This window comes from Streptomyces sp. DSM 110735 (genome assembly GCF_016482685.1).
Lineage (GTDB): Bacteria > Actinomycetota > Actinomycetes > Streptomycetales > Streptomycetaceae > Streptomyces.
Genome location: NZ_JACYHF010000002.1, coordinates 248,423 through 273,081 on the forward strand (window position 1 = coordinate 248,423; position 24,659 = coordinate 273,081).

General features: G+C 71.3%; 23 protein-coding genes. 6 read left to right on the plus strand and 17 right to left on the minus strand.

From position 1 onward, the window contains the following. Nucleotides 1-46: 46 nt before the first annotated feature. The 3 genes from IF655_RS03910 to IF655_RS03920 form a co-directional block, all read right to left on the minus strand. Entirely contained in the window at nt 47-583 is a 537-nt protein-coding gene (locus tag IF655_RS03910) for a hypothetical protein (protein ID WP_199582073.1), read from the minus strand. Next, nucleotides 580-1,560, minus strand: coding sequence for a DUF4129 domain-containing protein (locus tag IF655_RS03915; protein ID WP_307814852.1), 981 nt, complete (start codon nt 1,558-1,560; stop codon nt 580-582). Before IF655_RS03915 ends, IF655_RS03910 begins: the two co-directional genes overlap by 4 nt. 135 nt (nt 1,561-1,695) lie before the next feature. Beyond that, nucleotides 1,696-2,406, minus strand: coding sequence for a TNT domain-containing protein (locus tag IF655_RS03920; protein WP_199582075.1), 711 nt, complete (start codon nt 2,404-2,406; stop codon nt 1,696-1,698). Nucleotides 2,407-2,838: 432 nt separating this feature from the next. On the opposite strand from IF655_RS03920, the gene IF655_RS03925 reads away from it, so the two are divergent. The 3 genes from IF655_RS03925 to hemC all read left to right on the plus strand — a co-directional run bounded on the left by IF655_RS03925 (nt 2,839) and on the right by hemC (nt 7,365). After that, nucleotides 2,839-5,049 carry a SpoIIE family protein phosphatase gene (locus tag IF655_RS03925; protein ID WP_199582076.1) on the plus strand — a complete coding sequence of 737 codons (2,211 nt, stop codon included), beginning with the start codon at nt 2,839-2,841 and terminating at the stop codon, nt 5,047-5,049. An 86-nt stretch (nt 5,050-5,135) separates the two neighbouring features. After that, entirely contained in the window at nt 5,136-6,338 is a 1,203-nt protein-coding gene (locus IF655_RS03930; protein ID WP_199582077.1) for a PP2C family protein-serine/threonine phosphatase, read from the plus strand. A gap of 100 nt (nt 6,339-6,438) precedes the next feature. Continuing rightward, nucleotides 6,439-7,365: a hydroxymethylbilane synthase gene (gene hemC, locus IF655_RS03935; protein ID WP_199582078.1), complete on the plus strand. Its 927-nt coding sequence runs from the start codon at nt 6,439-6,441 to the stop codon at nt 7,363-7,365. Between the two features lie 52 nt (nt 7,366-7,417). Here the strand turns inward: hemC and IF655_RS03940 are convergent, their stop codons facing one another. Then, nucleotides 7,418-7,846 carry a VOC family protein gene (locus tag IF655_RS03940; RefSeq protein ID WP_199582079.1) on the minus strand — a complete coding sequence of 143 codons (429 nt, stop codon included), beginning with the start codon at nt 7,844-7,846 and terminating at the stop codon, nt 7,418-7,420. Nucleotides 7,847-7,902: 56 nt separating this feature from the next. Next, nucleotides 7,903-8,880: a zinc-binding dehydrogenase gene (locus IF655_RS03945; protein WP_199582080.1), complete on the minus strand. Its 978-nt coding sequence runs from the start codon at nt 8,878-8,880 to the stop codon at nt 7,903-7,905. Between the two features lie 92 nt (nt 8,881-8,972). On the opposite strand from IF655_RS03945, the gene IF655_RS03950 reads away from it, so the two are divergent. From IF655_RS03950 to IF655_RS03960, 3 genes are all read left to right on the plus strand, one after another. After that, on the plus strand, nt 8,973-9,317 hold the full coding sequence (locus tag IF655_RS03950) for a helix-turn-helix transcriptional regulator (RefSeq protein WP_199582353.1): 345 nt from the start codon (nt 8,973-8,975) through the stop codon (nt 9,315-9,317). A 296-nt stretch (nt 9,318-9,613) separates the two neighbouring features. Continuing rightward, the gene (locus IF655_RS03955) at nt 9,614-12,436 is read left to right on the plus strand and encodes a lectin (protein WP_242488527.1); all 2,823 of its coding nucleotides are present in this window, start codon (nt 9,614-9,616) and stop codon (nt 12,434-12,436) included. A gap of 185 nt (nt 12,437-12,621) precedes the next feature. After that, a complete protein-coding gene (locus tag IF655_RS03960; protein WP_199582081.1) occupies nt 12,622-13,863 on the plus strand; it encodes a cytochrome P450 in 1,242 nt (413 codons plus the stop codon). On the opposite strand, the gene IF655_RS03965 is transcribed toward IF655_RS03960, so the two are convergent. The 12 genes from IF655_RS03965 to IF655_RS04015 form a co-directional block, all read right to left on the minus strand. Continuing rightward, entirely contained in the window at nt 13,864-14,277 is a 414-nt protein-coding gene (locus tag IF655_RS03965; RefSeq protein ID WP_242488528.1) for a hypothetical protein, read from the minus strand. A 48-nt stretch (nt 14,278-14,325) separates the two neighbouring features. Then, on the minus strand, nt 14,326-15,648 hold the full coding sequence (locus IF655_RS03970) for an aldehyde dehydrogenase family protein (RefSeq protein ID WP_199582082.1): 1,323 nt from the start codon (nt 15,646-15,648) through the stop codon (nt 14,326-14,328). Nucleotides 15,649-15,766: 118 nt separating this feature from the next. Beyond that, nucleotides 15,767-16,525: a FadR/GntR family transcriptional regulator gene (locus IF655_RS03975; RefSeq protein ID WP_199582083.1), complete on the minus strand. Its 759-nt coding sequence runs from the start codon at nt 16,523-16,525 to the stop codon at nt 15,767-15,769. A 10-nt stretch (nt 16,526-16,535) separates the two neighbouring features. Further along, nucleotides 16,536-17,582 carry a D-erythronate dehydrogenase gene (denD, locus tag IF655_RS03980; protein ID WP_199582084.1) on the minus strand — a complete coding sequence of 349 codons (1,047 nt, stop codon included), beginning with the start codon at nt 17,580-17,582 and terminating at the stop codon, nt 16,536-16,538. Then, nucleotides 17,579-18,382: a 2-oxo-tetronate isomerase gene (gene otnI / locus IF655_RS03985; RefSeq protein WP_199582085.1), complete on the minus strand. Its 804-nt coding sequence runs from the start codon at nt 18,380-18,382 to the stop codon at nt 17,579-17,581. Before otnI ends, denD begins: the two co-directional genes overlap by 4 nt. A 30-nt stretch (nt 18,383-18,412) precedes the next feature. Next, nucleotides 18,413-19,717 carry an MFS transporter gene (locus IF655_RS03990; protein ID WP_199582086.1) on the minus strand — a complete coding sequence of 435 codons (1,305 nt, stop codon included), beginning with the start codon at nt 19,715-19,717 and terminating at the stop codon, nt 18,413-18,415. Nucleotides 19,718-19,777: 60 nt separating this feature from the next. Beyond that, nucleotides 19,778-20,452 carry an aldolase gene (locus tag IF655_RS03995; protein ID WP_199582087.1) on the minus strand — a complete coding sequence of 225 codons (675 nt, stop codon included), beginning with the start codon at nt 20,450-20,452 and terminating at the stop codon, nt 19,778-19,780. Further along, nucleotides 20,449-21,726, minus strand: coding sequence for a 3-oxo-tetronate kinase (gene otnK / locus IF655_RS04000; RefSeq protein WP_199582088.1), 1,278 nt, complete (start codon nt 21,724-21,726; stop codon nt 20,449-20,451). Before otnK ends, IF655_RS03995 begins: the two co-directional genes overlap by 4 nt. A 1-nt stretch (nt 21,727) precedes the next feature. Continuing rightward, nucleotides 21,728-22,645 carry an L-threonate dehydrogenase gene (gene ltnD, locus IF655_RS04005; RefSeq protein ID WP_374100163.1) on the minus strand — a complete coding sequence of 306 codons (918 nt, stop codon included), beginning with the start codon at nt 22,643-22,645 and terminating at the stop codon, nt 21,728-21,730. A 183-nt stretch (nt 22,646-22,828) separates the two neighbouring features. Continuing rightward, nucleotides 22,829-22,960: a hypothetical protein gene (locus IF655_RS31410; RefSeq protein ID WP_277952645.1), complete on the minus strand. Its 132-nt coding sequence runs from the start codon at nt 22,958-22,960 to the stop codon at nt 22,829-22,831. 76 nt (nt 22,961-23,036) lie between these two features. Continuing rightward, nucleotides 23,037-23,903 carry a hypothetical protein gene (locus IF655_RS04010; protein ID WP_199582090.1) on the minus strand — a complete coding sequence of 289 codons (867 nt, stop codon included), beginning with the start codon at nt 23,901-23,903 and terminating at the stop codon, nt 23,037-23,039. A 162-nt stretch (nt 23,904-24,065) separates the two neighbouring features. Then, on the minus strand, nt 24,066-24,617 hold the full coding sequence (locus tag IF655_RS04015) for a hypothetical protein (RefSeq protein WP_199582091.1): 552 nt from the start codon (nt 24,615-24,617) through the stop codon (nt 24,066-24,068). Between the last annotated feature and the right edge of the window lie 42 nt (nt 24,618-24,659).

Below are 24,659 nucleotides of genomic sequence, written 5' to 3' on the forward strand. Positions count from 1 at the left end.
GGGGGCTGCGGGGGCTGCGGAGCCATCGGCCAGGGGGCTCCAGGCGTCACAGGGCTTCCAGCCGGTCGAGCAGGGAGCGCAGTACGGGCTCGGGGAGAGCGGCTTGTGGGGCGATCGCCCCGGGGTCGATCCAGGGCCACAGCTCGGCTCCGACCAGTGCCCGGGCCCGCTGCGGGGTCCGGTACATCGCCACGCCGTGCCGTTCGGCCAGCCGGGCGGCGAACAGCCGCTGCAACTGCGGTCGCATGACGGTGTCGAAGGGCGCTTCGCCGTCGTCCGCGAGGGTCTTGGCCACGATGCGCTGCCAGCCGCCGAGCGCCGGGGCGCGGCTGTCCAGCAGGCGTACCGGTTTGCGGTAGCCGCTGTCCTGGGCGGCGGCGCCCGCGACATGGCGCCCGAGGACCAGCGCGCCCGCGGTGACGAGGGCGAGACCGGCAACTGCAGCGGTGACGCCGTCGGTGAGGGCGAGCAGTACTTCGGTCCCGACCGCCGCGGTGCCCAGGACGGCCAGCGAGTGGCGCACCGAACCGGGCTTGTCCAGAACGGAGTTGACGGCATCCCGTATCCGGGCTGGCGCCTTCACGAGGCACCCCTCACGGCGTCGGGCGTCCGCGAGCGCAGACCGTCGGCGATCTCGGCGAGCGCGGTGGCGGCCAGGGCGCGGTGGCTGCCGTCCATCGGGTGGGTTGAGTAACGGGCTTCGCGGAACAGGTCGGTGAGCGTGGCGGCGGCAGCTCCCGTGGGCAGACCCCCGGCGACGGCACGCTCCAGCAGATCCTGCGGGCTGTCCGCGGCGTGCCGGGTGACGCCGGACTCGGTCAGCGACTGCTCCATGGCGGCGTAGCACGCGATGACGGCCGCACGGGCGTCGGACGCGTCCAGCAGGGCACGGCGACCGGAGTCGACCGCCTCGGCCAGGCGGTCCTGCTCGTCGTCGAGCGGCGCATACGTCGCCGGGGTTTCCGGCGCGAGCGGGCGGGTGAGATACCGCCACAGGCGCAGCCCGGCGATCACGACGGCCACGACGAGCAGGGCGATGACGAGACCGAGCAGGACGCGCGTCAGCCCGAAGTGGGCGTGCTGGTCGGCGTGCCCCTCGTGGTGGGCGAGTGGTGGCACGCTGGATGTCACGTGCTTCCGCGGGCGGGGAGGCGGTATCGGCTCGCCGCCGGTCCCGTGGCCACTGCCTGACGTACCGAACCGGTGCAGGACCAGGACGAGCAGCGGGACGACCAGCGACGCGGCCAGCAGGACGCCGCTCACGGCGTCGGCCAGCCGGTCCTCCACCGGGTCGCGTTCCCGGGCGCCGCCGACCCGCTCCCGGTACCTCCCGCGCAGCGCCAGGGCGCCGAAGGGCGCGAGCAGAGCCAGGGCGACCACGAGGACGGGGTTGCCGCCGAGCGGGCCACGTCCCTTGGCCAGCAGACCCGTATCGGGGTGGAGCAGCAGGGCGGTCAGGGCCAGTCCGCCTACGACCAGCACCGTCAACGCCGCCTGTGCGGCGCCGATCCTGCCGTACCGCCGTCGCCCGGCCGTCGTGCGCAACGCCCCCAACGCCACACCCCTCCCCGTGTGATCGGCAGCTTCGCACATCGGTCGACGGCGTGTCAGCAGTCGTTCACGCGGAGGTCGCCGCACGGGGAAACGCGACGCCCCGCGACCAGAACGGCGCGGGGCGGTCGGGGTGGGGCGGGATCAGGTCGCCGGGGTGACTTCCTTCAGGTTTCCGGCGTTCACGAGGTTCGGGATCGACGTGTTCGTCACGTACTGCGTGCCGAGTCCGGGCTGGCCGAACCACGGGCGGATCGGACCGGCTTCCACCGTGAACGGCTTGACCACCTTGTACAGGTGGTAGTTGTACGCCGGGTCCGACGCGTTGTACTCGTCGAGGTTGGTCGGCGGGATCGCGCGCCGGATGTACGGGGTGCCCTGCGGGGCGAGGAAGTTGCCCCGCCCGCTGCCGAACAGGTCGACCATCTGACCCGCCGCGAGCGTCCTGGTCTCGTGCACGGGGCGTCCGTCACGCAGGACGAAGCCGTCGTTGTCCGGGTACCACCAGCCGGACTTGTTCTGCTGGTCGGTCTGCCAGTAGCAGCCCAGGAACCAGTACGGCGAGGTGCTGTCCTGCGGCTTCCAGCCGCGCAGCATCCGGGCGACGGGACCGGTGCGGGGCAGATGGCTGGGACCCAGCCGCCAGTCCTCGCGGTAGTACGTCTCCAGCCCGGTGGGCGGTGCCGTCGTCGTGCTGGGCGACCGGTGGGCGGTCGGGCAGTCCTGCCCGGCGACACCGGCGACGCCCGCGACCCCGGCACGGGCACCGGCGGCTTCGACGGGGCCCGGGGCGAGGCCGATCAGCAGGAGCGGCGAGGTGAGCGCGCCCACCATGAGGCGACGCAGTAGCTTCATCCGAGTCTCTTCCCTGTCCCTTCCCGGCCGGTGCCACCCGGCACCGGACACACGGGCGTTGCCCGTGACGAGCCATTAGTGGCGGGCGGGGGAAGGCGAATCCGGTTTGGTGCGGCCGGAAGACCTCCGAACGGCGCAGCAAGGGAACCCGACAGGCGCAATCGTGTGAGCGGAGTCACGTGCGGAACCGTGTTGCTCCTGGGGAGCCGGGGTAGCAGGGTTCCGGATGTGCTGCGGGGACGGCCGATCACTGGGGAGTGTCATGGCCGTCCCCGCGGTGTCTCCGGGAGAGGCGCGCCACGGGGGTCCGGATCGGACCGTCCGTGTCCGTGGCACGTCGGCAGACGCCCTCGCCGCCGGTGACGGCGCGCGGACGTCGGTTTCGGACAGCGCACCCGCACCGGGTGCCGTGAGCGAGGGGGCAGCAGGGGCATGACGAGCGTCCCGGAACGAGAGCCCGCTCAGCACACCGGACCCGGCGAGGTCGGGCCGTCCGCCTCTTCGGGGCACGATCTCCGGGCGCTGTTCGGCACGTCCACCGCTGTCTTCGCCTCCCTCGCGGGTCCCGCCCACATGGTCGAGACCGCCAACGAGGCGTTCTTCGAGGCTGTCGGAGGGGGCGGGCGGGCCCGCACCGGGGTACCGCTGGGGCAGTTGCTGCCGGAGCCGGCCGAGCAGGGTTTCCTGTCCCCGCTGGACCGGGTCTACCGCACCGGGACGCCGTACACCGGGTATGACGTACGGGTTCTGGTGGGCACCGGGCCGGGTGCGCGCGAGGCGTTCTTCGACTTCACCTACGAACCGCGCCTCGACGTGGGCGGCAACTGCGTCGGGGTGCGGGTCGTCGGGGTGGAGACCACGCACGTCAAGCAGGCGCAGCGGCTGACGGCCGAACACCGTGTGCTGCTGGAGCAGATCGCCCGGCAGGCGCCGCTGGAGCAGGTGCTGGACGGCATGGCACGGGCGATCGAGGAGCTGATGCCGGAGGAGGTGCTGGTCTCGGTGCTGCTCGCCGACGCCGACGGTCTGCGGCTGCGGCACGGTGCCGCGCCCAGCCTGCCGGACTTCTACAACCGGGCCATCGACGGCATCGCCACCGGGGACGGCGTGGGTTCCTGCGGCACCGCGGCGCACCGGCGCCGACCGGTCGTCGTCAGCGACATCGCCACCGACCCGTTCTGGGACGACTTCCGCGACCTGGCCACCGCCGCGGGGCTCGCGGCCTGCTGGTCCACCCCGATCCTCGCCCGGGACGGCTCGCTGCTGGGCACCTTCGCGATGTATCACCGCGTGCCCCGCGAGCCGCAGGATTCCGACCTCGCCCTGGCCAGGGTGTTCGCCGAGACCGCCGCCCTGGCCATCGAGCGCCGTCAGGCGGAGCGTGCCCGCGCGGAGGCGGAGGCGAGGGAGAAGGCGGCGCGCGAGGACCTGGCGTTCCTGCTCAAGGCCAGCACGGCGCTGACCTCGGACCTGGACTATCTGCCGACCCTGCGGGAGCTGGCGGCGTTCTGCGTGCCCGCACTGGCACCGCTGTGCGCGGTGGACCTCGCCGAGGCGGGACGGCTGCGCCGGGTGGCCACCGCGGCACCCAGCGACGCGGAGGACCAGCTCCTCGCCTCCCACCTCCCTGTCTACGACGCCGACGACGACGTGGTCGCCCGGGTGCTGGCGACCGGCGTGAGCGAGGTCGCCCGGCGCGCCCCCACGGGCCCGGGACCCTGGCGGGATCTCGGCGTCACCGGCTATCTCTGCATTCCGCTGACCGACCGCGGCCGTACGTTCGGCACGCTGACCCTGCTCTCCACCGGCGGGCACGTCTTCGACGGTCACACCGTCGCCCTGGCGGAGGAACTCGCCCGGCGCGCGGCGTCCGCCGCCCACAACGCCCGCCAGTACACCCAGCGTGCCGCCCTCGCGCGGGACCTGCAGGCCGGTCTGCTGATGCCCCGGGTTCCCGACGTGCCCGGCGCGCGGATCGCCACCTACTACCACCCCGCCGGTGAGGGACTGGACATCGGCGGCGACTTCTACGACGTCTTCCCGCTCGCCGACGGCAGATGGGCGTTCCTGCTGGGCGACGTCTGCGGTCGCGGCGCCACCGCCGCCGCGACGACTGCCCTCGTGCGCCACACCGCCCGCGCCGTGGCCCGCCTGCTGCCCGACCCGCCGTCCGTCGTCCAGGCGATCAACCAGGCGCTCCTCGACCACCCCTGCGACCACGACGGGGGCTTCGTCACCCTGGTCTACGGCCACTTCGTCCCCGTGGACGGCGGCGGTCTCGACCTGTCCTTCGTCCGCGCCGGGCACGAGTACCCCGTCCACATCGACGCCGACGGAGACGCCCGGCCGGTGGAGGTCCCCGGTCCCCTCATCGGCATCGCCACCGACCCCGACCTGCCCGCCCACCCCATGCGCCTGTCCCCCGGCGAGAGCCTCCTGCTCCACACCGACGGCATCACCGAAGCCTGCGACGGAACGCGCAGCCAGTTCGGCGAGGAACGCCTGCTCCAGGCACTCGGCACCCTCCCGGCCAACCACACCGCCCAGGACGCCGTCACCGCCCTCACCGACGCGGTCCGTTCCTTCACCGGGTCCGACGGCATCGACGACGACCAGGCGGTACTCGTTCTGACGGCGCTCTAGGGCGGGGCGCCCGGGTCGGTCCCGGGTCCTCACCGTGTGCCCCTTCGGGCGGCGGGAAGGAGAATGGTCGGCTCAGGGAGGCTGATGTGGCGGGTGACGGGATCGGACTGACCGAGGTGCTGGAGGCGGCGGAGGCCGCCGCGCCGGTGGCCTCGCTCGACGTGGTCGCGCGCAATCTGCGCGACCGGTTCGGCGCGGAGTACGTGTCGTTCCTGTTCGTCGACCTCGTCAGCAGCGGCGTGGTCCGGGTGACCGAGGAGACGGCCACCCAGCAGGGGCGCCACGCCGAGCAGATCCCGCTGACCGACAGCGTCTACGAGGAGGTGCTGCGTACCCAGAAGGTGATGCGGGCGGCGGGCGGCGGGACGGGGCAGCGGGTCCTCGCCCCGGTCACCAACCGCGGCGACACCATCGGGGTGCTGGAGCTGTGGCTGCCCGAGGTGACGGAGGAGGTGCTGGAGCAGGTCGCGGAGGCCGCGCACGCGCTGGCGTACATCGTCGTCACCGACCGCCGCTTCACCGACCTCTACCACTGGGGTCAGCGCACCACCCCGGTGAGCCTCGCGGCGGAGATCCAGCGGCAACTGCTGCCCTCCGCGCCCTCGTGCGAAGCCGCCGAGTTCGCGCTGGCCTGCGCGCTCGTCCCGGCCGACAGCATCGCCGGTGACACCTACGACTACACCCTCGACCACGACACCCTGCACCTGTCGGTGACCGACGCGATGGGTCACGACGTCCACGCCGCCCTGATGGCAACCCTGCTGGTCAACGCCTCACGGGGCGCCCGCCGTGCCGGGGCGGACCTCGTCGAGCAGGCCCGCCGCACGCACCAGGCACTCCTCGATCACGGTCGGCGGACCTTCGCCACCGGCCTGCTGCTGCGGGTCGCCCTCGACGGGAGCGGAGCCCGGCTCGTCAACGCCGGACACCTCTGGCCGCTCCGGCTGCGCGACGGCGTGGTCGAGACCGTACCGCTGGACGTCAATCTGCCGTTCGGCGTGGAGGGGGTGCGGGGCCCGTACGAGACGCAGGATCTCGACCTGCGTCCCGGCGACCGGCTGATCCTTTACACGGACGGCATGCAGGAGCGGCAGGCGGCGTCCGTCGACCTGGCCGGGCTCGTCGGTGACACGGCCATGGAGCATCCGCGCGAGGTCGTACGCGCCCTGGTCGGCGCGGTCGTCACCGCCTGCGACGGCGACCTCCGGGACGACGCGACCGTGCTGTGCCTGGACTGGCACGGCCCCGGCGCGGAGGAACGCCCCGCCGATGCCGGAGCGGACGTCTGACAGGCGGTCTCCTGACGGGTACCGGTACGACGGAACGACCGCAGGGGGCGGACAAGGTGTCGGCATGAGCACCCGCCGACCGCCCCTAGAGTCACGGGATATGACGCAGCGCATCCGGATCGCAAGCAGGGCCTCGGCGATGGCCACCGCGCAGGTGACGTGGTTGACGGGCGAGCTGGGGCGGATCGCCCCGGACGTGGTGGCGGAGTTCGTTCCCGTCAGCACCTTGGGGGATCGCTGGGGCGGACCTCTCGCGGAGGTGGGCGGCAAGGCGGTCTTCACCAGCGCAGTGACGCGCGCTGTGCTCGACGGCCAGGCTGACCTCGCGTTGCACTGTGCGAAGGACATGCCCGGGGACAGCCCGGAGCCCGAGGGTCTGGTGTGCCGGTATCCCCGGCGGGACGACGTGCGGGACGTCCTGGTCGACCCCGGCGGGCGCCGGTTGGACGAGCTGCCGACCGGCACCCGGGTGGGCACCTCCGCCCCACGCCGGATCGCTCAACTCGCCGCCTCACACCCGCACTTGGAGCTGATCCCCGTACGCGGCAACGCTGACACCCGGCTCGCCCTGGCCCGTGCGGGCGAAACCGTCGACGCCGTCGTTCTCGCCGGAGCGGGGCTGCGGCGGATCGGCCGGGAGGTCGAAGCGACGGAGGTGCTCGACGCGTACCGGATGATGCCCGCCCTGGGCGCGGGCCAGTTGGTCATGCAGGTCCGGGAGACCGACGAGGCGCTCCTCGCGCTCCTGGACCCGCTCGTCGACGCCGACGCGACCCGTGCGGCGGTCGCGGAGCGGACGCTGTTGCGCGCGCTCACCGGACACTGCCACGCGCCGATCGCCGGGCATGCCGTCGTCGACGCCTCGGGTCAAGTCCGCCTCGCGGCCCGGGTGTACGCCCCGGACGGCTCGGTCGTGCTCGGCGCCGAGGGGGTGGGAGGTGTGCCGGAGGAGGTGAGCCGCGCGGTGGCGGAGGACCTCGTCGGCCAGGGCGCGGACGAGGTGCTCGCAAGCTCCCGGCGCACCTGAAACCGGCACGCGCTGACGGACCACTCCCCCGGCACCGGTCCGCACGGCGCCCTCAGTCGATGCAGAACTCGTTGCCCTCGACATCCTGCATCACGATGCACGAGTCGTTGCCGTCGTACAGCAGCCGTTCCCGGACCGCCCCGAGCGGCAGCAGCCGTGCGCACTCCGCTTCGAGCGCGGCCAGGCGCTCCTCGCCCACGAGTCCGGTGCCGACCCGCACGCAGAGATGCACCCGGTTCTTGACGACCTTGCCTTCGGGAACGCGCTGGAAATACAGGCGCGGACCCACCCCCGAGGGGTCACCGCAGGCGAACCAGGAGCCCCGGTCCTCCGGGGACTGGGAGCGGTCGTACGCGTCCCAGGTGGCGAACCCCGCCGGTGGTGGCGGTACGACGTAGCCCAGCACCTCGCACCAGAAGCGGGCGACGCGCTCGGGTTCGGCGCAGTCGAAGGTGACCTGGAACTGTTTGATCGACGACATTCACACTCCACAAAAGGGGATCTGTCAACGGACCCGTGCCGCACGGGAGTCCGAGGTCACTCGGAGACGCGCAGCAGCAGCTTGCCCACGGACGTGCGTCCGCCGATGAGCCGGTGTGCGTCGGCCGCGTTCGACAGGGGGAACTCGGCGGTGACCGGGAGGACGACTGTTCCGTCGCGGACGGTGCGCAGGGCGCGTTCGGTCAGGGCGCGCAGGGCGGCGGGGGCGGACTGGGCGAGACCGAGCACGGAGAAGCCCGCGACGGAGAGACCCCGCGGGTACAGCTCGCCCTGCCCGGCGCGCCAGGGCTCGGCGCCGCTCGCGTTGCCGAAGGACACCAGGCGCCCGAAATCGGCCAGCGTCTCCAGGCCACGGCGCAGCGTGTCGCCGCCCACCGGGTCCAGGATCAGGTCGACGCCCCTGCCGCCGGTCGCGCGGCGGGCGTCCGCCTCGAAGGTGCCGGGCAGGAACACCTGGTCGTAGCCGTGCTTGAGGGCGTAGTCCGCCTTGGTGTCGCTGGAGGCGACCCCGTAGACCACGGCGGCGCCCGCCGCTCGGGCCAACTGTCCGACCGCCGTGCCGACGCCGCCCGCCGCGCCGTGCACCAGGACGCTCTCCCCGGCACGCAGCCGTCCCACCTCGTGGATGAGGGCGTGGGCGGTCGGCAGTACGGTCGGCAGCGTGGCCGCGGTGCGCGGGTCCAGCCCGGCGGGCAGCGGGAAGACCCTCGCGGCATCGGCGAGCACGACCTCGGCGTAGCCGCCGCCGTCGACCAGCGCGGCGACCTCCTGTCCCACCCGCAGATCCTCGACGCCCTCCCCGACCGCCCGGACGCGACCGGAGACCTCCAGACCCGGACGGTAGGGCAGCGACGGCACCCGGTATCCCTCGGCCCGCGCCTTGACGTCCGCGAAGTTGACCCCGGCCCAGACGGCGTCGATGGTCACCTGGCCGGTGCCCGGCTCGGGCGCCGTCGTCTCGACGACCCGCAGCACCTCGGGACCGCCGTGCTCCTGGAATTCGACCGCACGCATACGCAAGATCCCCCACCCATGAGTGTTCAACCGGAAGCGAACACTAACACTGTACGATGACCGTCGAACAGTGCGTGGAGGAGGACTTCGGAATGCCGGACCGGACCCAGGGCGCGAGTCACCGTCAGCCGCCCGTGCACACGCACCCCGACGACGTGCCGCTGCTCACCGCCCTGTCCGCGCTCGCGGACCCCGTGCGCATCCAGCTCGTCCGCGACCTGGCCGGACACCCCGACTGGACGCTCAGTTGCAGCAACTTCGACGTGCCGGTCGGGCGCGCCGCGAAGAGCCATCACTTCTCGGTCCTGCGCGACGCGGGGCTGGTCGAACAGCGCGACCAGGGTCCCCGGCGGCTCAACCGGCTGCGCCGCGAGGAGTTCGACGCCCGCTTCCCCGGACTTCTCGACCTGACCCTGCGCGCCGACGCGAACGAGTAACAGGCTCCGGGCACCGGCAAGTTGGCGGCACGGCCCGAAGTAGCCCCACCTGTCACGCGCAGCATTGACGTGCTCACGCCTCACCGCTACGTTGCGACAGCGTTTCGGCGCCCACCCGCGCTCCCCGCACGAGCCGCCTTGTCCTCCGCCGCGACAAGTCGTCACCCCGCGCACCTCGAACGACCCCAACGCCCTTGGTCAGCAAACACTGTTCACCACCGAGACAACGTTGTCACCCCCACCCAGGAACCGCGTCGAGTCCGCTCCTCCCCCACTCCCCCAGGAGGCACATCGCGATGTTCGGGAACTCGTTGTTCAGCAGACGCCGGGGCGCCGCCCCGCTCGCGCTGCGCTCGTCCCGGTCGCGCCGGGGGTACGCAGCCCTCGGCGCCGTGGCCGGAGCCGCGCTGTTCGGCGCCTACGCGCTGCCCGCGCCCGCGGCGGCGGCAGCGGCAGCGCGCCCCGCCGACCTCGTCGCTCATCCGGCCGACCTGGTCAACCCGTTCATCGGCACGTCCAACGACGCCAACGACTTCCCCGGCGCGGACGTGCCCTTCGGCATGGTGCAGTGGAGCCCCGACACCAACTCCCGTCCACCGGGGGGCGGGTACGAGTACAAGGACTCCTCGATCACCGGGTTCAGCCTCACTCACATCGCCGGTCCCGGCTGCGGCGCGGCGGGGGACGTGCCGGTGCTGCCGACGGTCGGCGCGGTCAGCAACTCCGCCACCGACTCCTTCTCGCACGACAACGAGTCGGCCACGGCGGGCTCGTACAAGGTCGCGCTCGACAATAAGGTGACCACCGAGCTGGCCACCACCACGCGGAGCGGGATGGCGCGGTTCACCTTCCCGGCGACCACTCAGGCGAACCTGCTCTTCAAGCTGAACAGCAGCCAGAACGGCGGCAGTTCGACCCAGTTCAACGTGGTGTCCAACACCGAGGTCAGCGGTCAGGTCACGAGCGGTAGGTTCTGCGGAGCCGGGAACAGCTACACCGTCTACTTCGACATGGTCTTCGACCGGCCCTTCGCCACCAGCGGCAGCTCGCTCGCGGCGGCGAAGCCGGCGCCGAGCACCAAGCGGGCGGGGAAGAACGCGGCGGACAAGCCCAACCACCCGCGTCTGCACGGCACCGGGGCGAAGGCGGCCGTCAAGGACGACGCCACTCCCAAAGCCGCCGCGTCCAACGCCCATGTCACCTTCGACACCAGCGCGAACCAGGTCGTCCAGGCCAAGGTGGGCGTCTCCTATGTCTCCGTCGCCAACGCGACCGCCAACCGCACGGCGGAGAACCCCAATTGGAACTTCGACGCCGTGCGCACCTCGGCGCACGACGCCTGGGACTCGGCGCTCGGCAAGGTGCTGATCGGCGGCGGGACCTCGGACCAGCAGAAGATCTTCTACACCGCGCTCTACCACTCCCTGCTGCACCCGAACGTCATCAGCGACACAAACGGCCAGTACTTCGGCTTCGACGGCAAGACGCACCAGGTCGACTCCGGGCACCGGGCCGCGTACGCCAACTACTCCGGCTGGGACATCTACCGCTCCCAGGCGCAGTTGGAGGCGCTGGTCAGTCCCCAAATCGCCTCCGACACCGCCCAGTCGATGGTCGACGACTACCAGCAGACCGGGATCTTCCCCAAGTGGTCGGAGAACAACGGAGAGTCCTATGTCATGGTCGGTGACCCGGCCGCGGCGATCATCGCCGACTACTACGCCTTCGGCGCCCGGGACTTCGACACCTCTGCGGCGCTCAAGGGGCTGCTGAAGCAGGCGAGCACCGCGAACAACGACCGGCCGGGGCTCAATTACCTCGACAACCCGGGCTACGAGCCGCACGACGGCAGCTACGGCTGCTGCAACTTCTACGGTCCCGTCGCCACCACGCTGGAGTACGACACCGCCGACTTCGCCCTCTCCGCCCTCGCCGGTTCCCTCGGCGACACCCAGAGCCAGAAGACGTACGCCCACCGGGCACAGGACTGGCGCAACGTCCTCAACCCCGCCTCCGGTTTCGTCCAGCCGCGCAACGCCAACGGCAGTTGGACCGGCGGGTTCGACCCCACCAGCGGGACGGACATGGTGGAGGCCGACTCCTGGATCTACACCGGCATGGTGCCGTTCAACGTGGGCGGACTGGCCACCGCCAAGGGCGGCAACAAGGTGATGGGCGACTACCTCGACACCGTGCTGCGCAGCTACACCGGCGCGAACGGCTACGCCTGGGTCGGCAACGAGCCGAGCATCGAACTGCCCTGGGAGTACGACTACATCGGCATGCCGTACAAGACCCAGGCGACGGTTCGGGCGGTCCAGGACCAGATCTGGTCCAACTCCCCCGCCGGTCTGGCGGACGGCAACGACGACCTCGGCGCGATGAGCGCCTGGTACGTCTGGTCGGCGCTCGGCATGTTCCCCATGACGCCGGGCACGTCCGATCTCGCCCTCGGTTCCCCGCTGTTCCCGCAGGCGCAGGTCACGCTGCCGTCGGGCAACACGCTCACGATCAACGGCTCGGGTGCGGCGGACAACGCGCCCTACGTCCAGTCCGCGACCTTCAACGGCTCGGCGTGGAACAACGCCTACGCCCCGACGTCCGCGATCACCTCGGGCGGCACCCTCGGCTTCACGCTGGGGACCACCGCCAACACCTCGTGGGCGAGCGGGACTTCCGCCGCTCCCCCGTCGTACCCCGGCGACACCTCCGCCCCGGCCAAGCCCCGGGTCGGTCCGGTGAAGGCGGGTGTCAGTTCCTCGCTCTGCGTGGACGACGCCAATTCCGGTACGGCGGACCACACGGCGATCCAGCTCTGGACCTGCAACGGGACGTACGCCCAGGACTGGACGGTCGCCTCGGACGGCACCCTGCGCACGCTCGGCAAGTGCCTCGACGTGTCGAACAGCGGGACGACCAACGGCACCCTCGTCCAGCTCTACGCCTGCAACGGCACCGGCGCGCAGGCGTGGACGATCGGCTCGGACGGCTCGCTGAAGAACACCAACTCCGGTCTGTGCCTGGACGATCCGAACTCCGCCACGGCGGAGGGCACCCGGTTGCAGATCTACGCCTGCAACGGCTCGGCGGCGCAGAAGTGGACGCTTCCGGCGGCGTAGCCACCCGCAGTGGTCCACACGGCAGATCTCCTTCGCCCTGTCCTCTCCGTGAGGGCAGGGCGAAGGCGTCCCCGGATGTGCAAGATCTGTAAGGGCTCTACGGTGAGGGGGAGTTGACGCATACCCTGATCGCTCCGCACCCCTGGAACGACAGTCGCTGTGCCGACGCCCTCTGGAGAGTCACCGTGACCATCAGCGACCCCGTCGACCGTGTCGTCATCGACCCTTTCGGCGCCGACGTCCCCGCCGAGACGGCGAAGCTGCGCTCCCTCGGCCCGGTGGTCCCCGTCGAGCTGCCCGGCGGCATACCCGCCTGGGCTCCGACCGGGTACGACGTCCTCAAGGACCTGATCCTGGACCCCCGGGTCAGCAAGGACCCCCGGCGGCACTGGCGGCTGTGGCCCGAGATCGGCCAACACCCCTCCTGGGGCTGGATTCTGGGCTGGGTGGGTGTCGTCAACATGTTCACCACCTACGGCGCCGAACACGCGCGGCTGCGCAAGCTGGTGGCGCCGAGCTTCACACACAGGCGCACCGAGGCGATGCGCCCGCGCGTGGAGTCGATCACGACCGAACTGCTCGACGCCCTGGCCGAAGCGGGCGCCGACGGCGCGACGGTGGACGTCAAGCGGATGTACGCGCACGAGCTGCCGATGCGGATGATCTGTGAACTGTTCGGCGTCCCACCGAAGTTGCGGGCGGAAACCGCCGGTCTCATCGCGGCCATCATGGACACCTCCAACCCGGGCCCGGAGCACACGGCGTTCGTGCAGGAGCGGATCGGGACCGTCCTGGGCGGGCTGATCGCGTACAAGACCGAGCACCCCGGCGACGACATGACCACGGAGCTGATCCGGGTCCGCGACGAGGACGGCGACCGGCTCAGCGACGAGGAACTGCTGTACACGCTGCTGCTCGTGATCGGCGCCGGGTTCGAGACGACGGTCAACCTCATCGGCAACGCGATCGTCGCCCTGCTGGACGACCCCGCCCAACTGGCCGCGGTCCGCGCCGGGGAGATCTCCTGGGACGCGGTGATCGACGAGACGCTCCGCGTCCAACCCTCCATCGCCGCACTGCCGTTGCGCTACGCGGTCGAGGACCTGACCGTCGGCGACATCACCATCCCGGCAGGCGACGCCATCATCACGACGTACGCCGCCGCCGGCCTCGACCCCGCCCACTACGGCACCGAAGCCCATCTCTTCGACGCGGCACGCGGAGCCGACGACCACCTGGCCTTCGGTCTCGGCGTCCACCGCTGCATCGGCGCCCCCCTGGCCCGCCTGGAAGCCCGCACCGCCCTCCCGTCCCTGTTCCACCGCTTCCCCGACCTGGCGCCCGCCTTACGCCGAGAGGATCTACGCCAGGTCCCGTCCTTCATCGCCCTCGGCTGGCAGGAAATCCCGGTCCGACTGCACGGCTGATCACCGCGCCGGGGGTACGACCGGCTCCCGCGTCCACGACCGCCCGGCGCTGACGAAGTCGCCGTACTTGTCCTGCACGACCCCCTCGTTGACCCAGCGGGCCCGCTCGGCTCCCGTTTGCCGCTCGGCGATCTCCAGCGCGGACAGCGGGTCCTCCGCCGTGCCCAGGAGCAGGCCGAACTCGCTCGCCTCGTCGTCCGGATCGAACGGCGGGAACTCGCCCAGGTCCCGGAAGCGCTCGCTACCGATGTCCTCGACCGTGTGGAGACGGACCTCGAACCGCCCCTTCGTCGGGCGAACCTCAACATGGCGCACGCCGGGGCGCTCCGCCGAGCCGCACGCCCCAAGAAGCTGCTCGACCGAGCGACCCCGCCTCAGAGCCCCGAGGATGAACGACTCCACCAAGTACCGCATGCGGCAACGATATGGCCGGAGGGAAGCCGGTGTCGTTCGCGGGCGATGTCAGCTCAGCGGCTTGGACAGCACCGCCTTGCGGTGGCTGAAGGTGTCCAGGGAGTAGCGGCCGTGGTAGTTGCCCATGCCGCTCTCCCCGACGCCGCCGAAGGGAAGGTCGGAGACGGTGAGGTGGGCGAGGGGCAGGCCGTGGCCGAGGCCGCCGGAGGAGGTTTCGGCGGCGATGCGGGCGCGGGTGGTGGCGGAGTCGCTGAAGACGTACAACGCCAGCGGTTTGTCACGGTCGTTGATGAAGTCCACCGCCGCGTCAAGGTCCGGCACGGTGACGATCGGGAGGATGGGTCCGAAGATCTCCTCCCGCATCACGGGTGCCTCGGGCGCGAGGTCGGCCAGGACGGTCGGCGCGATGTACTTGTCCTTACGGTCGCTCGCCCCGCCGACCACCACCCGCCCGGAGTCGAGCAGACCGGAAAGCCGGTCGAAGTGGCGTTCGTTGACGATCCGGCCGTACTCGGGCGATGCCGCCGGGTCGGTGCCGTAGACGCCCTCGACCGCGCGGACGAGCGCCGCCTCCAGGGCGGGGGCGGTCTCCGGGTCGGTGAGGACGTAGTCCGGGGCGACGCAGGTCTGCCCGGCGTTGAGGAACTTGCCCCGGACCAGCCGGTCCGCGACCACGTCGAGGTCGGTGTCGCGGTCGACGAACGCCGGTGACTTGCCGCCGAGTTCGAGGGTGACCGGGGTGAGGTGCTCGGCGGCGGCGCGCATGACGACCCGGCCGACCGTGCCGTTGCCGGTGTAGAAGATGTGGTCGAAGCGCTCGGCCAGCAGGGCGGTGGTCTCCGGGATGCCGCCCTCGACCACGGCGACCGCGTCGGTGTCGAGGTAGGCGGGGATCAGCTCGGCCAGCGCGGCGGAGGTCGCCGGGGCGAGCTCGCTCGGCTTCGCCACCACCGCGTTGCCGGAGGCGAGCGCGCCGACCATCGGGGCGAGCAGGAGCTGCGCCGGGTAGTTCCAGGGGGCGATGACAAGGACGACGCCGAGCGGGTCGTACTGCGTCCAGGCCGTCGCGTCGGCACCGAGGTACGCGGGCACCGGCGCCGGCTCGGGGCGCAGCCACTCCTCCAGGTGCTCCAGGGTGTGGTCGATCTCGCGGACGGTGAAGTCGATCTCCGTGCGGTACGCCTCGGTGGCACTCTTGCCCAGGTCGGCGTGGAGGGCGGCGGCGAGGTCGTCGCCGTGCTCGGTGAGCATCGCGCGCAGTCGGCGCAGTTGCCCGGTGCGCCACTCGACGGACTTGGTCCGTCCGGTACGGAACGTGTCGCGCAGCCGGGCGACGGTGTCGGCGGGCTGCTCGGTGGGGGCGTGGTTCACGGGTGCCTCGCGATCTCGGCTAACAGATGTAAACACCAACCTTTCAGACGGTCGAGAAAATTCCACGGATTGCCCGGAATGACGTGGATCACGGAGAGCGGGTGCCCGGCGCGCCGCGTCAGGTGCCCGACCCGGACCCCAGGCGTACGTCCAGCCCGTCGTTCTCCGTCCAGAAGCGGTCGTCCGCGTCCTGGAGGCGGGAGGCGGCGTGGCGGAGGTGGAGGCGGGCGGCTGCCTGGGCGGCTTCGGGGTCGTGGGCTTCGACGGCGGCGAGGATGGCGTGGTGCTCCTGGCGGACCGCCTCGATGAAGTCGGTGCGGCGCGCCTCGTTGGCGCGGGTGACGCGGATGCCGTCGCGGGCGACCTCGCCGAGGTAGCGGACCGTCTGGACGAGGACCGGGTTGCCGGTGGACTCCGCGATGGTGCGGTGGAAGGCGAGGTCCTCGTCCACGCCGTCGCCGTCGGCGGCGACCGCCGTGTCCAGCGCGTCGAGCGCCCCGCGCATCCGGGCGATGTCGTCCGGCGTGGCCCGGGTCGCCGCCAGCGCCGCCGCCTCACCCTCCAGGGCGGCGCGGACCTCGACGATCTGGAGCACCTTGGACTTGGTGCCCGGGGACTCCGCCTCAAGGTCGAGCGGTCGGGTGCGCCGGGGCAGGACGAAGACGCCGAGTCCCTGGCGCGGCTCGACCAGACCCGCGTTGCGCAGCCGGGACACCGCCTCGCGGATGACCGTGCGGCTCACGCCGAGCTGCTTGACCAGCGCGACCTCGGTCGGCAGTTTGTCGCCCTCGGCGAGCCGTCCGGACTCGATCTCCTCCGCGAGGATCGCGGCGACCTGGTCCGCGAGCCGTATCGGACCGCTCACCTTGGAAAACATGCTTTTCAGTCTATCGATCCGCGCTCTGGCGCCCGGCTCCGAGCCCGGTGACGGCGGTCACCGCGTCGGCGTGGCCGGCGAGGTACTCCCGGACGACCGACTCGAAGTCCGGGTCGGCCGCCAGACCGAGGGTGGCGGCGCGGGCGTTGTCGAAGGCGGCGGGCCAGGAGCCCACGATCGCCTCGACGGCGGGCTCGGGCGCGACGGTCACCAGGTCCGCGACCGCGTCCCCGGCCACCCGGCGAAGGGTCCGGAGCATCTCCTCGACCGAGACCGTCAGCGCGGGCAGGTTGACCGGCAGCCGCCCGTCGAGCTGACCGGGTCCCTCGCCGCGCTCCAGTTCCGCGACCCGGAGGATGCCCGCGACCGTGCGCCGGGGTGACGCCAGCGCCACCCGCAGGGCGGGGTCGACGGGGCAGACGGCGGGCAGCCCGGCCAGGGGCTCGCGGACGATGCCGGACAGGAACCCGGACGCGGCGGCGTTCGGCTTGCCCGGCCGCACCGAGACGGTCATCAGCCGGGCCACGCGCCCGTCCACGAAGCCACGGCGCGTGTACTCCGCGACGAGCTGCTCGCAGACGAACTTCTGCACGCCGTAGCTGGAGCGCGGGGTCGGCAGCGTGGCTTCGCTGACCACCTCGGGCAGCGGCAGCGCCGGGTCCGGACCGTACACCGCGACGCTGCTGGAGAACAGCAGCCGTACGACCGGTCCCCCGGCGGCGGACTGCGTGCGGGCGGCTTCGAGCAGGGCGCGCGTGGTGTCGACGTTGGCGGCCATGCCGAGGTCGAAGTCCGCCTCGCACGCGGCGGACACGGCGGAGGCGAGGTGGATCACCGCGTCCACCGGCTCGGCGAACAACTCGCCCAGCCGCGCGGTCAGATCGCCCTGGACGACCTCCACGAGCGGGTCGGCGGCGAGCGGTGACGCGTCCGGTACGAACAGGTCGGCCAGCACCAGCCGGTCCACGGGTGCGCCGTTGAACCTCCGTGTCTCCAGCAGCCGTTCAGCCACCTGACGACCCAGGAAGCCGAAGCCACCGGTGATGACGATCCTCATGCGTGTGCTCCTCGGTAGTCGTGCAGCCAGCCGAGCCCCTCGCTCGTCCCGGCGCGGGGGCGGTACTCGCAGCCGATCCACCCCTCGAAGGCCAACTCGTCGATGACGGCGAAGAGATGGCCGATGTTCAGTTCGCCCGCGTCGGGCTCGTGCCGGTCGGGCACCCCGGCGATCTGGAGATGCCCGACCCGGCCGGTCGGCAGGTCCCGGCGCAGGACCGTGGTGAGGTCGCCCTCGGTGATCTGGCAGTGGTAGAGGTCCAGTTGGACCTTGACGTTGTCGGCGCCCAACTCCCGCACGACAGCGTGTGCTTCGGTCTGCCGGTTCAGGAAGTAGCCCGGCATGTCCCGGTGGTTGATCGGCTCGATCAGGAGGTCCACCCCCGCCGCACCGGCACGTTCGGCGGCCCAGGCGAGGTTGGCCAGGTAGGTGTCGCGGTGCCGGGCCGTCTCGGCGGGCGCGAGTCCGGTCGGCGGCAGCCCGGCCATCACATGCACGCGCGGGCAGTCCAGGGCGGCGGCGTACTCCAGCGCCCGGTCGATCCCGACCCGCGTCTCCGCCTCGCGTCCGGGCAGTGCTGCGGTCCCGCGCTCGCCCGAACTCCATTCGCCGGGTGGGGCGTTGAACAGCACTTGGCGCAGACCGTGGTCGTCCAGCAGACGGCGCAGCTCGGCAGCGTCGTAGTCGTACGGGAAGAGGTACTCGACGGCTTCGAAGCCGTCCGCCGAGGCTGCGGCGAAGCGGGTCGGGAACGGGTGCTCGGTGTACATCATGGACAGGTTCGCTGCGAACCTCGGCATGGTCACTCCCATGACGCCGGTGGGCGCCGGTCAGCGGTTGACGACGTCCTTCTTGGTGGTCAGTACGGCGGCGGCGCCCACGACGAGGCTGAACGCCAGCACGTACATCGGTATCGCCGCCGAGCCAGTGCTGTCCTTGAGCGCGCCGATCATGTACGGGCTGGCGAAACCGGCAAGGTTTCCTACGGAGTTGATGAGGGCGAGCCCGGCGGCAGCCGCCGTGCCGCCGAGGAAGGCGGTGGGCAGCGACCAGAACAGCGGGGCGCAGGTCAGGACTCCGGCTGCCGCGAAGGAGAGGGCGATCAGGGAGAGCGCGGTCGAGCCGGACCAGGAGGCTGCCAGGGTGAAGCCGACGGCGCCCATGAGGCTCGGGATCACCAGGTGCCAGCGGCGTTCCCGGCGCCGGTCCGCCGAGCGTCCGAAGAGGTTCATGGCGACCAGCGCGGCCAGGAACGGTACCGAACTGAGCACGCCGATGGCCAGGTTGCCCTTGATTCCGGTGGACTCCACGAAGGTCGGCATCCAGAAGGTCAGCGCGTACTGGCCCATCACGAAGCAGAAGTAGATGAGGCTCATCAGCCACACCTTGGGGTCGCGGAAGCCGTCCCAGACCTTGCCGTGCACGGTCCGGTGCGCGGCGTCCTCCGCGAGCGCGCGCTCCACGACGTCCTTCTCCTCGTCGCTGAGCCACTGCGCGTCCCGCACCCCGTTGTCCAGGTAGAACAGCGTGGCGACACCCACGGCGAGAGCGGGCAGCGCCTCCAGCGCGAACATCCACTGCCAGCCCTGCCAGCCGCCCGTGCCGTGGAAGGCGTCCAGGATCCAGCCGGAGAGCGGGTTGCCGAAGATGCCCGCCACGGGGATCGCCGACATGAACATCGCGATGACGCGGGCCCGGCGGTGCGAGGGGAACCAGTAGGTGCAGTAGAGGATGACGCCGGGGTAGAACCCCGCCTCCGCCGCGCCCAGCAGGAAGCGGAGCACGTAGAACGTCGTCTCGTTGGTGACGAACACGAACGCCGCCGAGACCACACCCCAACTGATCATGATCCGGGCGATCCAGGTGCGGGCGCCGACCCGCTGGAGCAGCAGGTTCGAGGGGACCTCGAAGAGGAAGTACCCGATGAAGAACAGCCCGGCGCCCAGACCGTACGACGCCTCGCTGAACCCCAGGTCACCGGACATCTGGAGCTTGGCGAAGCCGACGTTCACACGGTCGAGGTAGGAGACGATGTAGCACAGGACGAGGAAGGGGACGATCCGCCGGACGACCTTGCGGAAGACGGCGTTCTCGCGGGCGAGGTCGACTTCGGTGGCGACCGTGGGGAGAGACATGACGCATCCTTGGAGCGGCTCAGGGGGATTCCGGGGACGAGGGAGCGGGTGCGGGCGGGTTCACCAGCGGGCGCCGAACACGGAGCGGAGTTCGGCGAGTTCGAGGTCGGACAGCGGTGCGGGGCGGCGGTCGGTGAGCAGCCACAGGCGTGCCGTCTCCTCGAGTTCTTCGAGGACGGCGAGTGCGGAAGCCGCGTCGGGCCCCCAGACGACCGGTCCGAGCCGGTCGAGCAGCACGACCCTGATCGGCGTACCGCTCGCGGCGCGTTCGGCGATGCGGGCGGTCACCAGGTCGGCCACACGCGGGTCGCCGGGCCGGTGGTAGGGGACGAGCGGGACATGCCCGACCTTCATCACGTAGTACGGCGTGATCGGCGGGAGCACGTCGTCCTGGCTCCACACTCCGGCCAGGGTCAGTCCGACCAGGTGCGTGGAGTGGGTGTGGACGACGAAGCGGGCGGTGGGGTCGGCGGCGTAGATCCGCCGGTGCAGGGTGAGGGTCTTGCTGGCGCGGTCGCCCGCGAGCTGCTCGCCCCCCGCGTCGACGAGGGCCAGCCGGTCGGGGTCGAGGAACCCCAGGGCGGCGTCGGTCGGGGTGATCAGGTGGGAGTCACCGACCTGGGCGCTGATGTTGCCCGCGCTGGCGTGGACGTAGCCGCGCGCGAACAGGCTCGCGCCCACGCGGACGATCTCGCGCCGTGCCTCTTCGACCGGGTCGGTCACGGTCCCGGTCATGGCGTCTCCAGCAGGGCGAACGCGGCGGAGAAGAAGTCCGGTCCCCCGAAGTTGCCTGATTTCAGGGTGAGATGGAGCGTCTCCCCGTCGGGCAGGACCGCCGCGCACCACGGCACACCGGGGTCGATCTGCGCGCCGATACGGAGCCCGGTGATGCCGAGCGCCTGCACGACGGCGCCCGAGGTCTCGCCCCCGGCGACGACGAGCTGCCCTACCCCGCGCGCCACGAGCCCCCGCGCCACCTCGGCAAGGGTCCGCTCCACCAGCTCACCTGCCTCGGCGGCGCCGAGCCTGCTCTGCACTCCGCGTACGGCGTCGGGCGCCTCGGTGGAGTAGACGAGGACGGGTCCCTCGGCCAGGTGGGCGTCCGCAAAGGCGAGCGCCTCACCTGCCACGTCCTCACCAGCCGCGATGCGCAGCGGGTCCACGCTGAAGGCGGGGCGTCCGCTGTCCAGGAACGCGCGGACCTGACCGTTCGTGGCCACGGAGACCGAACCGGAGACGATGGCCCGATGTCCACCGGCGAGCGGCAACTCGGCTGCCGCAGAGGAGGGTTCGAGCCCCCAGTTGGCCGGGAGCCCGATGGCCAGTCCCGAACCGGCGGTCACCAGCGGCAGTTCACTCACCGCCTCACCCAGCCGCACGAGGTCGTCGTTGGAGACGGCGTCCACGACGGCGAACGCGACACCCTGGGAACGGAGTTCGGCGATCCGGGTCCGCACGGCGTCCGCACCGGCGGCGAGAGACGTGTGGTCGATGAGCCCGACGGGGCGCGTCGTCTGCGCACCGAGCACGTGGACGAGGTTCGAGTCGGTCATCGGCGTCAGCGGGTGGTCCCGCATCCCGCTCTCGCTCAACAGCACGTCGCCCACGAAGAGATGACCCTTGAAGACGGTGCGCCCGTTGTCGGGGAACGCCGGGGTGGCGACCGTGAAGTCGGTGCCCAGCGCGTCCATCAGCGCCTCGGTGACCGGACCGATGTTCCCGGCGGGGGTGGAGTCGAAGGTCGAGCAGTACTTGAAGTAGATCTGCTCGGCGCCCGCGCCCCGCAGCCACGCCAGGGCGCGCAGCGAGGCGTCGACCGCCTCCGCGACGGGCACGGTACGGGACTTGAGCGCGATCACGACGGCGTCCGCGTCCCCGGCGATGCCGTACCCGCCGTCCTCGGGTACGTCGATGAGCTGGACCACGCGCATGCCCGCGCGCACCAGGTTGTTCGCCAGGTCGGTGGCGCCGGTGAAGTCGTCGGCGATGGCGCCGAGTCGGATTCCCATGTCAGCCATCCTCCGGCTTCGGCAGGTCGATCCCCGGGAAGATCTTGATCACCGCGCTGTCGTCCTCGCCGCCGAGTCCGGACGCCGCCGCCTGGAGGAACATCTGGTGGGCGGTGGCGGCCAGCGGCAGCGGGAAGCGCTCGGGCCGCGCGGAGTCGAGCACGATCCCGAGGTCCTTGACGAAGATGTCGACGGCGGACAGGGGTGTGTAGTCACCGGCGAGCACATGAGGCATGCGGTTCTCGAACATCCACGAGTTGCCCGCGCTGTGCGTGATGACCTCGTACAGCGTCTCCGCCGGGATGCCTGCCTTGATGCCCAGCGCCATCGCCTCGGCTGCCGCGGCGATGTGGACGCCCGCGAGCAGTTGGTTGACGACCTTGACCTTGGAACCGAGCCCCGCGCTCGCGCCCAGCCGGTGCACGGTCGCGCTCATGGCGTCAAGGACCGGACCGGCGACGGCGTACGCCTCCGGAGCGCCGGACGTCATCATGGTCAGCTCCCCGGACGCGGCGCGCGCGGCGCCTCCGGAGACGGGGGCGTCCAGGTAGAGCACGCCCGACTCGGCCAGTCTGCCTTCCAGTTCGACCGACGTGGCGGGGTCGATGGTGGAGCACATCACGAACACGGTCCCCGGGCGCAACCGCTCGGCGGCGCCGCCCATGCCGAACAACACCTGCTCGATCTGGGCCGAGTTGACGACCACGCCGACCAGGACATCGACGGTGGCGGCGAGTTCACCGGGCGTCGGGAACGCGGTGCCGCCCTCCCGGGCGAACTCGGCGGCCACGTCGGACCGCAGATCGTGGACCCCGACCTCGTACCCCGCGCTCCGCAGGTTCCGTGCCATGCCGAGCCCCATGGCTCCGAGTCCCACCACGCCCACCCGTGGCCGGGCGGACCTTTGCTGGTCGTTCACGCGCAACATCCTTGTCTCGCAGTGGCCGCCGGACGCCCATCCCTGCCGGGCCCCTTCGCCAACGGTCAGGTCATATGATGACCTGACGACGAGAGTTGACGCACTGTGATGCCGGTCACATGGGGACGCGGAAGGGGCCGACGCCGAGTGTTCCGGCGCCGGCCCCGACCGAGTTGCGTGACGTCACTGGTCGTCGGCGTCTCCCGCCGACGGGGTGGACTGGTTGGACATGTTGGGGCCCGTCGGTACGAGTTCGTCCGCGAGGGCTTCGAACAGGGAGATCTTCTGCGTCTCGGGCTGCTGCTGCTCGTCCATGGTCACGACCTCTCTCGGGATGTTCCGTGTCGCGGACCGGGGCTGCCACGCGGAGGCGATCCCCGCGCGGGAACCGTCAGTCCGCCTCTGCTGTCCGTGCCAGTTCCGCGGCCAGCGCGTCGGCCACGGGGATACCCAGTTTCTCCTCCAGCCAGTTGTGCTGGCCGTTCGGATTGCATTCCAGGAAGACGACCTGGCCGTCCGGCTGCTCGACCAGGTCGAACGCTCCGTACCTCAGGGAGAAGCGCCGCAGATAGGCGCGGCACAGGTCCGCCACCCCGTCCGGCAGGGGCTCCACGCGGAACTCCACCGACGGGGTGTTCTGCATCCGCCTCCAGTCGTCCCGCGCGTCGGCGTCCGTGTGGACGGCCACCGGGAACACCTCGTCCCCGACGACGGTGACCCGCCATTCCCTGGCCTTCTTCAGGAACGGCTGGAACATCCCGGGGAAGGGAATGGTGCTCCCCTTCAGAGCCTCGATCGCGGAACGGTCGAGCGGCGTGGTGTACAGCCCCTTCAGCCGGTTCTGGTCCGCCAGCACCCCGCGCATCATCTTGACGATGATGTCCGACCCGTCGGGAGCCGTCTCGGCTTCGATGTCGTCCCAGTCGTTCCCCACGACCGTACGCGGGATCGTGAACCCCACGTCCCGCGCCGTGACGAGCTGCAGCAGCTTCTGGTTGGCCACGGCGACGGCGCTGGGCGAACTGAGCCAGAGGCGCTCCGGGTACAGCCCCCACAGGCTGCTGTTCCACTGCGCGATCTCGTTCACCATGGAGAGCTGTTTCGCGACGTTCCGCTCGGCGTCGGCGACGCGGAAGCCCGCCACCTTCCAGTACCACGCGGCGGCGATCGCGTCCGGGGCGATGTCCTGACCGTCGCAGGTGACGGCCAGTCGCCCGGTGGAGTCGACGCACAGCCCGAACCGCTGCCGCCCCGCCATGATCTCGTCCGTCTGGTAGACGACGACGGGAAATCCGCGCCGGACAAGCCTCTCCTGTACCGGGCGGTGCGTGTGCGCGTCGAAACTCGAGGAAGCGATGAGGATCGTCCGTTTCCCACCGGCCACTGCCACCACCTCCGCGGCGGTCGAAGTCGTCGCGGCTCAGGCGCTGGCCACGGTGAACAGGGCGATCAGGTCCGCCTCCGTGGGACCGAACCGTCGTCCGCCGTAGGAGCCGATGATCTCCCGGGCGCCCTCGGCTGCCGAGACGACGTTGTTCCGCTGCAGCGCCCGCAGCCATCCGCCGAGCCGCTGGAAGGTGCCCGGACCGTGCGGTCCGTCGAAGAGCAGGTCGAAATAGAGGGTGGGCAGGGAGGTCTCGTAGACGGCGGCGGACATCTTCTGCTCGTACGCGAGCGCGCAGAAGTACTTGCCGATGACCACCTGCCGGTTGGCGGCGTTCGCCCACTGGACCGGTCCCACGAGGTCGGGCACGTCGATGGCGAGCCCGCTGGAGATCTGCACCGACCAGTTGTCCGCGGGCCGGTCGGTGATGTCGGCCCAGACCAGGGTCAGGGCGCCCTGGTCGTGGATTCCGAATCCCCACTGGGTATCGATCAGGTCGAACACCGTCATGTCGACGACGCCCGACGGATAGTCGTTCTCCGCCCACTGGCGCAGGACTCCCACGGCGCGTTCCACGGAACGGCTCACAGCACCCCCCGGTGTCGGGACCGATAGTCCGGGGACAGACCG

Bases quoted from the DNA above. Each gene is read 5' to 3' on its own strand.
- hemC (WP_199582078.1), top strand. From the start codon at position 6,439: ATGACGCAGCGCATCCGGATCGCAAGCAGGGCCTCGGCGATGGCCACC.
- IF655_RS31410 (WP_277952645.1), bottom strand. From the start codon at position 22,960: ATGGACGAGCAGCAGCAGCCCGAGACGCAGAAGATCTCCCTGTTCGAA.
- IF655_RS03965 (WP_242488528.1), bottom strand. From the start codon at position 14,277: ATGCGGTACTTGGTGGAGTCGTTCATCCTCGGGGCTCTGAGGCGGGGT.
- IF655_RS03925 (WP_199582076.1), top strand. From the start codon at position 2,839: ATGACGAGCGTCCCGGAACGAGAGCCCGCTCAGCACACCGGACCCGGC.
- denD (WP_199582084.1), bottom strand. From the start codon at position 17,582: ATGAGGATCGTCATCACCGGTGGCTTCGGCTTCCTGGGTCGTCAGGTG.
- IF655_RS03990 (WP_199582086.1), bottom strand. From the start codon at position 19,717: ATGTCTCTCCCCACGGTCGCCACCGAAGTCGACCTCGCCCGCGAGAAC.
- otnI (WP_199582085.1), bottom strand. From the start codon at position 18,382: ATGCCGAGGTTCGCAGCGAACCTGTCCATGATGTACACCGAGCACCCG.
- IF655_RS03920 (WP_199582075.1), bottom strand. From the start codon at position 2,406: ATGAAGCTACTGCGTCGCCTCATGGTGGGCGCGCTCACCTCGCCGCTC.
- IF655_RS04010 (WP_199582090.1), bottom strand. From the start codon at position 23,903: ATGGCGGGGCGGCAGCGGTTCGGGCTGTGCGTCGACTCCACCGGGCGA.
- otnK (WP_199582088.1), bottom strand. From the start codon at position 21,726: ATGGGAATCCGACTCGGCGCCATCGCCGACGACTTCACCGGCGCCACC.
- IF655_RS03995 (WP_199582087.1), bottom strand. From the start codon at position 20,452: ATGACCGGGACCGTGACCGACCCGGTCGAAGAGGCACGGCGCGAGATC.
- IF655_RS03950 (WP_199582353.1), top strand. From the start codon at position 8,973: ATGCCGGACCGGACCCAGGGCGCGAGTCACCGTCAGCCGCCCGTGCAC.
- IF655_RS03975 (WP_199582083.1), bottom strand. From the start codon at position 16,525: ATGTTTTCCAAGGTGAGCGGTCCGATACGGCTCGCGGACCAGGTCGCC.
- IF655_RS03955 (WP_242488527.1), top strand. From the start codon at position 9,614: ATGTTCGGGAACTCGTTGTTCAGCAGACGCCGGGGCGCCGCCCCGCTC.
- IF655_RS03940 (WP_199582079.1), bottom strand. From the start codon at position 7,846: ATGTCGTCGATCAAACAGTTCCAGGTCACCTTCGACTGCGCCGAACCC.
- IF655_RS03945 (WP_199582080.1), bottom strand. From the start codon at position 8,880: ATGCGTGCGGTCGAATTCCAGGAGCACGGCGGTCCCGAGGTGCTGCGG.